At 74.1% G+C, this 12,467-nt stretch carries 10 protein-coding genes; 3 read left to right on the forward strand and 7 right to left on the reverse strand.

The genetic code is table 11. The annotated features are described in order from the left end of the window. Nucleotides 1-22: 22 nt before the first annotated feature. Complete coding sequence (locus ACFY0U_RS05855) at nt 23-2,071, reverse strand: heavy metal translocating P-type ATPase (protein ID WP_388630789.1); 2,049 nt, start codon at nt 2,069-2,071, stop codon at nt 23-25. A gap of 57 nt (nt 2,072-2,128) precedes the next feature. On the opposite strand from ACFY0U_RS05855, the gene ACFY0U_RS05860 reads away from it, so the two are divergent. Next, a complete protein-coding gene (locus ACFY0U_RS05860) occupies nt 2,129-2,485 on the forward strand; it encodes an ArsR/SmtB family transcription factor (RefSeq protein ID WP_388630792.1) in 357 nt (118 codons plus the stop codon). A gap of 16 nt (nt 2,486-2,501) precedes the next feature. Then, on the forward strand, nt 2,502-3,653 hold the full coding sequence (locus ACFY0U_RS05865; protein WP_388632364.1) for an MFS transporter: 1,152 nt from the start codon (nt 2,502-2,504) through the stop codon (nt 3,651-3,653). Nucleotides 3,654-3,869: 216 nt separating this feature from the next. On the opposite strand, the gene ACFY0U_RS05870 is transcribed toward ACFY0U_RS05865, so the two are convergent. Beyond that, a complete protein-coding gene (locus ACFY0U_RS05870; RefSeq protein WP_388630794.1) occupies nt 3,870-5,612 on the reverse strand; it encodes a SpoIIE family protein phosphatase in 1,743 nt (580 codons plus the stop codon). Between the two features lie 374 nt (nt 5,613-5,986). On the opposite strand from ACFY0U_RS05870, the gene ACFY0U_RS05875 reads away from it, so the two are divergent. Next, nucleotides 5,987-6,532, forward strand: coding sequence for a hypothetical protein (locus ACFY0U_RS05875; protein ID WP_388630797.1), 546 nt, complete (start codon nt 5,987-5,989; stop codon nt 6,530-6,532). A gap of 62 nt (nt 6,533-6,594) precedes the next feature. Here ACFY0U_RS05875 and ACFY0U_RS05880 read toward each other — a convergent pair whose 3' ends face one another. The 5 genes from ACFY0U_RS05880 to ACFY0U_RS05900 all read right to left on the reverse strand — a co-directional run bounded on the left by ACFY0U_RS05880 (nt 6,595) and on the right by ACFY0U_RS05900 (nt 12,455). Continuing rightward, nucleotides 6,595-7,104: an O-acetyl-ADP-ribose deacetylase gene (locus tag ACFY0U_RS05880; protein ID WP_388630799.1), complete on the reverse strand. Its 510-nt coding sequence runs from the start codon at nt 7,102-7,104 to the stop codon at nt 6,595-6,597. A gap of 28 nt (nt 7,105-7,132) precedes the next feature. Then, nucleotides 7,133-8,542, reverse strand: a complete 1,410-nt coding sequence (locus tag ACFY0U_RS05885; RefSeq protein ID WP_388630802.1) for a phytoene desaturase family protein — start codon at nt 8,540-8,542, stop codon at nt 7,133-7,135. Between the two features lie 192 nt (nt 8,543-8,734). Further along, a complete protein-coding gene (locus ACFY0U_RS05890) occupies nt 8,735-9,580 on the reverse strand; it encodes an inositol monophosphatase family protein (RefSeq protein ID WP_388630805.1) in 846 nt (281 codons plus the stop codon). A 171-nt stretch (nt 9,581-9,751) separates the two neighbouring features. After that, nucleotides 9,752-11,578 carry a gamma-glutamyltransferase family protein gene (locus tag ACFY0U_RS05895; RefSeq protein ID WP_388630808.1) on the reverse strand — a complete coding sequence of 609 codons (1,827 nt, stop codon included), beginning with the start codon at nt 11,576-11,578 and terminating at the stop codon, nt 9,752-9,754. Between the two features lie 49 nt (nt 11,579-11,627). After that, on the reverse strand, nt 11,628-12,455 hold the full coding sequence (locus tag ACFY0U_RS05900; protein ID WP_388630811.1) for a class I SAM-dependent methyltransferase: 828 nt from the start codon (nt 12,453-12,455) through the stop codon (nt 11,628-11,630). Nucleotides 12,456-12,467: the final 12 nt, after the last annotated feature.

Below are 12,467 nucleotides of genomic sequence, written 5' to 3' on the forward strand. Positions count from 1 at the left end.
TGGCGAGAATCCGACATCAACCTCACGCTTCCTGCGCCGCCCCGGATCGCCACGCCGACTCGCGCAGCAGCCGCAGCCCGTTCAGCCCGACCAGCACGGTCGAGCCCTCGTGACCTGCGACGCCGAGCGGCAGGGGGAGATGACCGACGAGGTCCCACACGACGAGCACGGTGATGCACGTCCCCGCGATGACGAGATTCTGCACCACGAGCCGACGGGCGGCCCGGGACAGCCGTACGACCGCGGGTACGGCCGCCAGCTCGTCGCGCACCACCACCGCGTCGGCCGTCTCCAGCGCCAGGTCGGACCCGGCACGTCCCATCGCGACCCCGGCGTGCGCGGCGGCGAGGGCGGGCGCGTCGTTGACCCCGTCGCCGACGAACAGCACCTTGCGGCCCGCGTCCTGCATACCGCGTACGGCGTTCACCTTGTCCTCGGGCAGGAGGTCCGCGCGGACGTCGGTCAGACCGGTGGCCTCGGCGACGCGGGCGGCGGCGGACGGGTTGTCGCCGGTGAGGAGGACGGGGGCGGTGCCGGTCAGGGCGGTGAGGGCGGCGGTCGTGGCGGGGGCGGCGGGGCGGAGGCGGTCGGTGAGGGCGAGGGTGCCCACGGGGGTTCGGTCGCGGGTGACGAGGACGACGGTTTCGCCGCCGGCGGCGGCCCTGGCGGCCGCGGCTTCAGCGATGGCGGTGGCGTGCATACGATCGCCAAGATCGTGCATACCATCGACGGCCGAGTGCATACAGTCGCCCGTCTCCCCCATCCCGCCGACAAGAGCTTCCGCCCGCCCGACGCTCACCACCCGCCCCTCGACCACCGCCGTGACCCCGCGCCCCGGCTCGGCCACGAAGTCCTCCGCGGCAGCGATCCGCAGACCCCTCCCCCGCGCGGCCCCCACGATCGCCCGGGCCAACGGATGCTCACTGGGGTGTTCCGCCGCGGCGGCCAGGGCGAGCAGCCCGTCCGCGTCCAGCCCGGAGTCCGGCAGCGGCCGTACCTCCGTCACCTCGGGCGCCCCCTCCGTCAGCGTCCCCGTCTTGTCGAGCGCGGCCACGTCGATCTCCCCCAGCCGCTCCATCGCCACGGCCGACTTGACCAGCACACCGTGCCGCCCTGCGTTGGCGATGGCCGAGAGCAGGGGCGGCATCGTCGCGAGCACGACCGCGCACGGCGAGGCGACGATCATGAAGGTCATCGCCCGCAGCAGCGCGTCCGTGAGGTCGGCGCCGAAGGCCAACGGCACGGCGAACACGGCGAGCGTGGCGGCCACCACGGCCACCGCGTACCGCTGCTCGACCTTCTCGATGAACAGCTGGGTCGGCGCCTTGGTGCGGGACGCCTCCTCGACCAGCGTGACGATGCGGGCGATGACCGAGTCGGCGGGGTCGCGTTCGACGCGGACGCGCAGGGCGCCGGTGCCGTTGAGGGTGCCGGCGAAGACCTCGTCGCCAGGGCGCTTGAGCACCGGCAGCGGTTCGCCGGTGATGGTGGCCTGGTCGGCCTCGCTCGTGCCGTCGAGCACCCGGCCGTCGGCGCCGATGCGTTCGCCCGGGCGGATCAACAGGACGTCCCCGACGGCGAGTTCGGCGGTCGGGACCGTCTCCTCGGTACCGGTGTCCGTGACGCGGGTCGCGGTGGTGGGCGCGAGGTCCAGCAGGCCTCGTACCGAATCCTCGGTGCGGGCCGTGGCCAGGGCCTCCAGGGCGCCGGAGGTGGCGAAGATGACGATCAGCAGGGCGCCGTCGAGCACCTGTCCGATGGCCGCCGCGCCGAGGGCAGCGACGATCATCAGCAGGTCGACGTCGAGGGTCTTCTCGCGCAGGGCCCGCAGGCCTTCCAGCGCGGGCTCCCAGCCCCCGGCCGCATAGGCGACCGCATACAGAAGTCCGTACACCCACGACGGACTGCCGACCACGGTATCCAGCAGCAGGCCGACCAGGAACGCCACCGTCGCGCCCAGCGCCCACCGGGCCTCCGGCAGGGCGAGGACACGAGTGCGGCGGCGAGGGGCCGTCGAGCGGGACGAAGGGGCACGGCTGGGGGCAAGGGTCACTGACACGCGCCACACCATACAGGAACACATGAAGACTCATTCATCTGTTCATGTCCGATGAGTAAGATACCCCGCATGGGTCATGGAGCCGTCACCACCACCGACGACGAGCGCGTACGCCTCGACGCGGGCAACGTCGCGAAGGTCGCCACCACGCTCCAGGCCCTCTCGACCCCTTCCCGGCTGCTGATCCTCGCGCGGCTGCGTGAAGGCCCCTTGCCCGCGACGGAGTTGGCGGCGGAGGTGGGGATGGAGCAGTCGGCGTGTTCGCACCAGTTGCGGCTGCTGCGCAACCTCGGTCTGGTCGTCGGTGAGCGCCGCGGCCGGTCGGTCGTGTACGCGCTGCACGACCACCATGTCGCCGAGCTGCTCGACCAGGCCGTCTACCACGTGGAGCACCTGCGTCTCGGTCTCAGTGACGCCACCGAGTGAGGCGCCCGCGCGCCGGATGTGGCCGCTGTACGCGGCCGGTTTCACCACCGCGTTCGGGGCGCACGGCATCGCCGCGAACCTCGGCGGGGACACGGAGGACGCGGTCACCTCGCTGCTGGTGCTGGGCGGACTGCTCGCGCTGTACGACGGCGCCGAGGTGCTGCTGAAGCCGGTGTTCGGCACGATCGCCGACCGCATCGGGGCGCGCCCGGTGCTGCTGGGCGGGCTGGTGGCGTTCGCCGTGGCGTCCGCGCTGTACGCCCTCGCCGACAGTCCGGGCTGGCTGTGGGCCGCGCGGCTCGGGCAGGGTGCGGCCGCCTCGGCGTTCTCCCCCCCCGCTTCCGCGCTGGTGGCCCGGCTCAATCCGGCGGCCAAGCACGGGCGGGCGTTCGGGAGTTACGGCTTCTACAAGTCCATCGGCTACACGCTCGGTCCGCTGCTGGGCGGGGTGCTGGTGTGGGCGGGCGGACTGCGGCTGCTGTTCACGGTGCTGGCGGTGCTGGGGGCGTCCGTGGCGGTGTGGGCGCTGGTCGCCGTACCCGTCGTACCGCCGCTCCCCCGGGCCCGGCAGACGGTCGTCGACCTGGCGCGACGACTGGCCGATCCGGTGTTCCTGGTGCCGACGGCCGCGCTCGCGGGGGCGACCGCCGCGCTGTCGGTGGGCGTCGGGTTCCTTCCCGTGTCGGGGGCGCGGGCCGGGCTCGGGACCGTGGCGACGGGTGCGGCGGTCTCGGTGCTGGCGGCGTGCGCGGCGGTCGTGCAGCCGCGGGCGGGGCGGGCGTTGGACGCGGGGCGCATCACGGCGCGCGGCGGGCTCGTCGTGGGGCTGCTGCTCGCGGCGGCGGGCCTGGCCTGCGCGATGCTGCCGGGCCTGACGGGCGTACTGCTCGCCGCGGCCCTCATCGGCGCGGGCACAGGCCTGATCACCCCGCTCGGCTTCGCGGCCCTCGCCTCGGCGACCCCTCAGGAACGGCTGGGGCAGACCATGGGCGCGGCCGAGCTGGGACGTGAACTGGGCGACGCGGGCGGGCCGTTGCTGGTCGCGGGGGTGGCCGTGGCGGCGACCTTGACGTACGGGTACGGCGCGTTGGCGCTGCTGCTGGCGTGCGGGCCGGCGGTGGCCGTGGGGTGGGGATTGCGGCGGCGGGTAAGCGGGCGGCGGGGCTGACGGGTCGGGGGCGGCTACGGCACCGTCGTAGAGCATCGGCCGACCACTCGGCGCGGAGCGCGATCCCGCGGCGGGCGGGCGCAGGGCGAGACCACGGACCCGGCACGGCACCGCCGTAGCACCTCGGCCGACCACCCGGCGATCCCACGGCGGGCGCACGGGGAGACCGGACCCGGCACCGCACCGTCGGCCCGGATACCGTCCGCGCTCGTCGGCTCAGCGCACCCGGGCCCGGGCCGCCAACAGGGCGACGTCGTCGTGGGTCGGGCCCGCTGCCGCGTGAGCCAGGATTCCGTCGAGGATCTCGTCCAGGCCTCCGCCGGGCTGGAGGCGCAGTTGTGTCAGGCGGTGCAGGGAGACGTCGATGTCCTCGCCTCGGCGTTCCACGAGGCCGTCGGTGTAGAGGAGCAGCACCCCGCCGGGGACGCCCGGGCGGACGGATGTCTCGTAGACGCCCATGCCGGTGCCCAGGGGTGGGCCGGCCGGGAGCGGGACCAGTTCGACGCGGCCGTCGGGCAGGACGCGCAGGGGTGGCAGGTGGCCGGCGTTGGCGTAGCTGACGGTGTCGGTGGCCGGGTCGCCCAGGGCGAGCAGGCAGGTGGCGACGCGTTCGAAGCCGGACCCGGCGACCATGCGGTCGGCGGCGGCGAGCATCTCGTGCAGGGGCAGTCCGGAGGAGGCGAGGGCGCGCAGCATGGAGCGGTAGTGGCTCATGGCGACGGCGGCCTCGACGCCGTGGCCCATGACGTCTCCGATGACCAGCAGATTGCGGCCGTGCGGAAGCGCCAGCGAGTCGTACCAGTCGCCGCCGACGACCGCGCTGTCGTCGGCCGGGAGATAGCGGGAGGCGGTCTCCAGGTCCGGGTGCGGCAGGGTCGGCTCGCTCAGCAGGGCCCGCTGGAGTTCCAGGGCCATGGTGTGCTCGCGGTTGTAGCGCTGGGCGCGTTCCATGGCGTGGGAGGCGCGTCCGGCGATTTCCTGCGCCACCACGGCGTCCTCGGCGGTGAAGGCGGGTGAGGAGCCCGCCCGGACCATCGCGAGGACGCCCACGCTGCGGGAGTCGGTCCGCAGGGGCACGACCAGCGTGGAGTGGATCCCGGCGGCGCGGTAGCGCTCCAGCCGCTCCGCGTAGGGCCCCCTCGGCCGGACCCGGGTCGGCATGCTCGTCACGAAGGGCCGCCCGCGTTCCAGGCAGCGGCGCATGGGGGACGTCGGCCCGTGGTCGTTCACGTCGTCCGGGCCCGCCAGCCCGCCGAGCCGCGCCGCGAGTTCCGGCCGGGCGCTCACGGCGGCCCGCCGCATCCGCATCATCCCGGCGGCTGGGGCCCGCGGGAAGCGCACCGGCTCGTTCTCCACGACCAGTTCGACCGAGGCCCCGTCGGCGAGGTCGCGTACGACGAAGTCGACGAGTTCCTGGCAGGTGGTCGCCAGGTCGAGCGTGGTGCCGATCCGCAGGGTGGCCGCGTGCAGCATGGCCATTCGGCCGTGGGCCCGTTCCAGCTCGTTGAGATAGCGGCGCGGCTCGGTGACCTCCACGCCGATGGCCACGAGTCCGACGACCGCGCCGCGCTCGTTCTGGAGCCGGTGGTACGTGCTGTGCCACTCCCGCGGCCGACGGGACGCACCTGTGCCCATGTCCCCGGCGATGAGGACGTCGCGCGGCCGGCCGTCCCGCAGCACCGCCCGCGGCACCTCCTCCGGCCGCTCCACCCCCGGTACGACCTCGGCGAGGGTCCGTCCGAGCTGGTCCTCGGCGGGTACGCCGACGATCCGGGCCATGTGGGGGTTGACGTACACATAGCGCAGCCGGGTGTCGAGGACCGCCACGGCCGCCGCCCCACCCTCCACGATCTCCCGCAGCACGCGGTACTCACGCCCCAGCTCCGCGGTCGCGCCCGCCAGCAGCGTCTCGACGTCCTCGGACAGCAGGGTCCGTGGGACGGGGAAGTCCGACCCCACAGGAACCTCCCGTTCTCCGGGGCAGGGGGTTCCATGATCCGGCGGGCACAGCCGAGGTGCACCCGGACACGCTGCGGTCGCTGCGCGGGGCGGCCTGGCACGCGGGGTGACCCGGCAGACGCCGGCACGAGGCCGTGCTGTCGCTGCCGCTGCTCGCGGTGCCCGTGGCGGTGTACGGCCGAGCGGCACCCTCTGACGGCGGAACGTGGCGCTGACACCCGTAAGGAGCCGCGTTCTGCGAAAAAGTCCCTGGTCAGCGTCGCCTGGGCGGAGCGCTTGCGCGGGTGGGGGCGGTGGGATCGGTTGCGGGGTGTCGGGGCGGTTCCCACCGTGGGCGCAAGAGCAGCAGCTTCCAGCGCGTCGAAAGGAACTCCATGCGCGCCCTAGTCTCCCGCGGCCTCCTCGTGCCGCCCCTGGTCTGTGCCGCGTTGGTCCTCGGACCGGCCGGCACCGCCGCCGCCGTCGGCGACGCGGGCCGAGCAGTGCCGGGTCTGAGCATCAGCGAGGCCGCTCCGCGCTCCGGCGCCGAGACGGACACGCTCCTCGACCACGACGACGCACTGGCGCCCCTCCTCGACACGGTCGCGGACGTCGGAGAGGTGGACGGCACCCGGCTCGACCCGGAGGCGGCGGCCGCGTACGCGCAGGAGCTGCGGGCCTGGAACTCCACCGTCCAGGAGCGTCTGCGGAATCTGGACAGCCCCGCCGACCGGTCCGTGGCCCCGGCGGCCGACCCCGTGGCTGATCTGCTGTCCTCGCTCACGTCCGCGGTCCAGGGTCTGATCAGCGCGTTGACCTCGCTCGACCTCGGCGGAGTGCTGAGCGCGGTCACCGGCCTGCTGTCCCCGGTGCTGGGACTGGTCACCGGGCTCCTCGGCGGCGGCCTGCCGGAGGTGCCGGCGCTGCCGGTGATGCAGTGACGGCTGCGTCCGCCGGGCCGCTCGGAATCTCCGGGCGGCCCGGTCGCGTACGTGCGCCCGCGTCAGCCGACCGCTGCGGCGAACGCCCCGTACGCGGCCTCGTCGAAGAGGACGAACCTGACCTCCTCGACGCTCGTCTCCGCCGCTCGTACCGTCTCCACGGCGATACGGGCCGCGTCCTCCATCGGCCAGCGGTATACGCCGGTGGAGATGGCGGGGAACGCGACGGTGCGGGCGCCGAGTTCGTCGGCGACGCGCAGGGATTCGCGGTAGCAGGAGGCGAGCAGGTCGGAGCGGTCCTCGGACCGGCTGAACACGGGTCCCACGGTGTGGATCACCCAGCGGGCGGGCAGATCGCCTGCCGTGGTCGCGACCGCGCGGCCCGTCGGCAGGCCCTTGCCGTGGTGCGAGGCGCGGAGTTTGCGGCAGTCCTCCAGGATCGCCGGACCGCCGCGGCGGTGGATGGCGCCGTCGACGCCTCCGCCGCCGAGCAGGGAGGAGTTCGCCGCGTTGACGATGGCGTCGGCGGTCTCGCCGGTGATGTCGCCCTGGACGAGTGTGATGGTGGTCATGTCTGCCTTCCTCGTGCCCGGCGCGCCCTCAGGTCTGGCGCAGCTTCCGCCACACCGCCTTCGCCGCGTTGTGCCCGGACATGCCGTGCACTCCCGGGCCCGGCGGGGTGGCGGACGAGCAGATGAAGACGGCCGGGTGCGGGGTGCCGTACGGGGACAGGGAGAGTTTGGGGCGCAGCAGGATCTGCAGTCCGCTGACCGCTCCGGAGCCGATGTCGCCCCCGACGTAGTTGGCGTTGCGGGCGGCCAGTTCGGGTGGGCCCGCGGTCGCGCGGGCCAGGACCAGATCGCGGAACCCCGGGGCGAAACGCTCCAGTTGGCGCTCCAGGGCGTCGGTGAGGTCCCCGGTCCAGCCGCTGGGGACATGGCCGTAGGCCCAGAAGACCTGCTTGCCCTCGGGGGCCCGGGTGGGGTCGACCACGCTGGGCTGCACGGTGATCATGAACGGTTTGTCGGGGGCCCTGCCCTCCCGGGACGCCGCGCGCAGGGCGGTGCCGATCTCGGCGGCGTCCGCGCCGATCTGCACGGTGCCGGCGGTGCGGGGCTCCGGCGCGGTCCAGGGCACCGGGCCGTCGAGCGCGTAGTCGACCTTGAACACGCCTGGACCGTAACGGTAGTTGTCGTAGTAGCGGCCGAAGCCGGCGATACGGGCCAGCGCGGTGGGCGAGGTGTCGAAGATGTACGCGCGGGCGGGCGGCAGGTCGTCGAGGCGCTTGACCTCGTAGTCGGTGTGGATGGCGCCGCCGAGGTCCTTGAGGTAGGCCGCGAGCGCGTCGGAGATGGACTGGGAGCCGCCACGGGCGACGGGCCAGCCGCGGGCATGCGCGGCGAGCGCGAAGACCAGGCCGATGGCGCCCGTGGCGAAGCCGGACAGGGGCGCCATGACGTGCGCGACCAGACCGGCGAACAGCGCCTTGGCGCGCTCGTCGCGGAAGCGGCGCAGCAGCCAGGTCGAGGGGGGCAGACCGACGAGGCCGAAGCGGGCGAGGGTCACCGGGTCGCGGGGCAGCGCGGTCAGCGGCAGCGACATGAAGTCCCGCACCAGGGTGTCCCATCGGGGCAGGAACGGCTCGACCAGCCTGCGGTACGCCCCCGCGTCGCGGGGCCCGAACGAGGCGGCCGTCTCGGCGACCGAACGGGACAGCACGGCGGCGGTGCCGTCGGTGAAGGGGTGGGCCATGGGGAGGTCGGCGTGCAGCCACTCAAGGCCGTAACGCTCCAGCGGAAGGGCGCGGAACGCGGGTGAGTTGATGCCCAGGGGGTGTGCCGCGGAGCACGGGTCGTGCCGGAAGCCGGGCAGCGTGAGTTCCTCGGTGCGGGCTCCCCCGCCGACGGTGTCACGCGCCTCGAAGAGGGCCACGGAGAAGCCGCGGCGGGCCAGCTCCACGGCAGCGGTCAGTCCGTTCGGTCCCGCACCCACCACGCATGCGTCAAGCATCGACGACACCTTCGGACCCCTTCGTCAGCCGGTGGCCACTGGATCAGGATATGACGGGGCACCTTCAGTCCCGGGTCGCGGGGGACTCGAGCGCGGGCGGTGTCCGGGCGGTCACCGTGGGTCGCACACCACGGAACCCACCCGCCGGTGCGCGCCTCGGAACCCAGCCGCACCCACCCGCAGAGCCGTGCCTCAGACCCCGCCCGCCAGCAATCCCGCGATCCGCCGCGCCGTCGCCGCGTCCCGTGCCGTGGTGAACGGCAGGGCGTTGCCACCGGTGATGCGGAACGGCTCGCCGGTGACGGTGAGATGGGCGCCGCCCGCCTCCTCGACGAGGAGCAGGCCCGCGGCGTGATCCCAGGCCGCCTCCCAGGAGAACGCGGTGCCGTCCAACTGGCCACGGGCGATGGCGAGATACTCCAGACCCGCGGAACCGCAGGCGCGCGGGGCGATGCCGTCCGTCCACAGCCCCAGCAGGGCGCGCTTCTGGTCGTCCGTCGTGTAGTCCGGGTGAGAGGTGGCCACTTCGAGGTCCCGGCCGGGCTCCGGCGGTCCGGCGAACAGCCGCTCGCCGTCGAGGAACGCGCCCTGGCCCCGTACGGCGGTGGCGAGTTGGTCACGGGCGGGCGCGTAGATCCACGAGGCGCGCAGCACGCCGCCCTGGGCGAGCGAGACCAGGGTGCTGAAGCCGTCCTCCCCGCGCACGAACTGCCGTGTCCCGTCGACCGGGTCCACGATCCAGACCGGGGCGTCGCCCCGTATCGCCTCGTACGAGGCCGGGTTGGCGTGCACCGCCTCCTCGCCGACCACGACGGAGCCGGGCAGGAGGGTGGCGAGCGCCTCGGTGAGGTGCTGCTCGGCCAGCCGGTCGGCGTCCGTCACCAGGTCGTGCGGCCCGCTCTTCTGGTCGACCTCGTGCGCGGCGAGCTGGCGGAAGCGGGGCATGATCTCGGCCGCGGCGGCCTTGCGGAGGGCCTCCTCCACGTCGGCCGAGTGGCGGGCGAGAAACTCGTCGATGGTTTCCGTGTCTTCGATCATGACTCCATAAGAGCACGCCCCACTGACAATCCCCACCCGATGGGTGGACTGTGGGTGGAATCACGCTGAATACCGGGATATGGGATCAACGGCCGGGAGCGACGCCGACGCGGACCCAGGCCCCGACGCGGACCCGGGAAACCGACGTGGGCCCGGCCAACCGACGTGGGCTCAGCGGCCCACCGCGTACCCCTGCATCCCCCGCGGATTCGCCGCGGCCGACAGAATCCCCGTCCCCGGGTCCCGGGCGACCGCGCACAGCCGCCCCTCCGACCAGGCGTCGCCGACCGTCACGTCATGCCCGCGCCGCCGCAGCTCCTCGACGACCCCGGCCTCCATGCGGGCCTCCACCGTCACACTGCCCGGCCGCATGCCGCGCGGGTAGAAGGACCCCGGGAAGCTGTCGTTGTGCCAGTTGGGCGCGTCGATCGCGCCCTGGAGGTCCAGGCCCCCGCGCACCGCCGACCGCAGCGCGACCGCGAGGAAGAAGTGCAGCTGCCACTGGTCCTGCTGGTCCCCACCGGGCGTGCCGAAGGCCATGACGGGCACGCCGTCGCGCAGCGCGATGGAGGGCGTGAGGGTGGTCCGGGGTCGGCGGCCCGGCGTCAGCGAGTTCGGCAGGCCCTCCTCCAGCCAGGTCATCTGGAGCCGGGTGCCGAGCGGGAAGCCCAGCTCGGGCACGACGGGGTTGGACTGGAGCCAGCCGCCGCTGGGGGTGGCGGCGACCATGTTGCCCCAGCGGTCGACGACGTCGAGGTGGCAGGTGTCGCCGCGGGTGGTGCCGTCGGCGGTGACGTCGGGCTCGCCGGGCACCGGGGAGTCCGGGCCCTTGGCGACGGTGGGCTCCCCCGCGCCCATGGGGCTGAAGCCGGGGTCGTCCGTCACGACCACGTGCGCGTGCGCGGACAGCCGGGGCGCGCGGCCTCCGGGCTCGCCGGGCCGCAGTTCGTACGAGGCCTTGTCGCCGACCAGGGCCCGCCGTTGCGCGTTGTACGCGTCCGAGAGCAGCTCGTCGAGCGGTACCTCGGCCGCGTCGCCGTACCAGGCCTCCCGGTCGGCCATGGCGAGCTTGCAGCCCTCGATCAGCAGGTGGACGTAGTCGGCGGACCCGTACGCGGGCAGCTCGGCCGGGAGCAGCGCGAGTTGCTGGAGGAGCGCCGGGCCCTGGCTCCAGGGGCCGGCCTTGCAGAGCGTCCACCCCTGCCAGTCGTACGTCGCCGGCGTCTCGTACGTCGCGGACCACCCGGCGAGGTCGTCGGCCGTCAGCGTGCCGGTGTGCCGCTCCCCGCTGGTGTCCATGGTGGGCCGCCGCGCCTGCCGTACGAGCGCCTCGCCGATGAACCCGGAGCGCCAGATCTCGCGCGCCGCCTCGATCTGCGCGACCCGGTCGCCCGCCGCGTCGACCTCGGCGAGCAGCCGCTTCCAGGTGGCGGCCAGCGCGGGGTTGCGGAACAGCCCGCCGGGCCGGGGGGCCTGTCCGCCGGGCAGATAGATCTCCGCCGACGAGGTCCACTCGGTCTCGAACAGTTCCCTCACGGTCTCGACGGTCGTCCCGACGTTCTCCACGGGCGCGTGGCCGTCCTCGGCGTACCCGATGGCGTACCTGAGCACCTCGGCGAGGGGCTTGGTCCCGTGGTCGCGGAGCAGGAGCATCCAGGCGTCGAAGGCGCCGGGGACGGCGGCCGCGAGGGGGCCCGTGCCGGGGACGAGGTCCAGCCCGAGCTCCTTGTAGTGCGCGACGGAGGCCCCGGCCGGGGCGACGCCCTGTCCGCACAGCACCCGTACCTCGCCGCCGGCGGGGGCGAGCAGGATCGGCACCTCCCCGGCGGGCCCGTTGAGGTGCGGCTCGACCACGTGCAGCACGAACGCCCCCGCCACGGCAGCGTCGTAGGCGTTGCCGCCGTCCTCCAGCACGGCCATCGCCGACTGCGAGGCGAGCCAGTGGGTGGAGGACACCATGCCGAAGGTGCCCTGGAGGGTGGGTCGGGTGGTGAACACGGGAGACTCCTCGCTCGGGGGCCGCGGCCCCATGATCGTACGAAGGAAGCTATGCGGGCCGTGTGCCCGCCGTGAGGAGATGTCCGCTGATCCCCAGCAGCGTCGGTTCCGACTCGATGCGTCGGCTCGCCGCCAGGACGGCCTCACGGCGTGCCGGGTCGTCCAGCCAGTCCTCGACGCCGCCCATCAGCCAGGCGGCGCCCTCCAGGCCGTACTGGCCGTCGACGGTGAGCCCGGCGTCGGTGAACTCGGCGGGGGCCTCCTCGGGTCGGGCGAAGTAGGCGGTGGTGAACAGGCCGCCCTCGGTGCCGTGCCGGCCGTGGTCGCCGACCGCGTCGGTGCGGGCGCGTTGTGCCGGGTCGAAGTAGAGCTCCTTGCTCAGCAGGTCGTGCAGTCCCGCGAACCGGTTGATGGTCGCCGCGACCACCAGTCCGCCCGGCCGGACCGCCCGGTGGGCCTCCGTCAACGCCCTGACCCGGTCGGCGCGTTCGGGCAGGTGGTACAGCGGGCCGAGGAGCAGCACCACGTCGTGGGCGGTGTCGGCGGCGGGCAGTGCCCGGGCGTCGCCGAGGCGGGCGGTGACGCCGGGGATCCGCGCCGCCTGCTCCACGTGGAGCGGTACGGGGTCGACGAGTTCGACCGCGTACCCGTCCCGCGCCAGCCACTCCGCGTGCACCCCGGTGCCGCCGCCGACGTCCAGCACCCGGGCCGGTGCCGGGGGCAGCAGCCGGCGCAGCACGTCCTGCGTGCGCCAGAACTCCAGCCGCCCGGCGCAAGCGCCTCCGTCCCGCAGGCGGGCGTCCTCCTCGCCGCGTGCGTAGTAGGCGAGGATCTCGTCGCGGACGGCGGGCTGCCGGGGCTGTGTCGTCTCTGTCATGGGCCCAGGTTG

The sequence above is a fragment of the Streptomyces sp. NPDC001536 genome (assembly GCF_042894505.1).
In the GTDB taxonomy this organism is placed as follows: Bacteria; Actinomycetota; Actinomycetes; order Streptomycetales; family Streptomycetaceae; genus Streptomyces.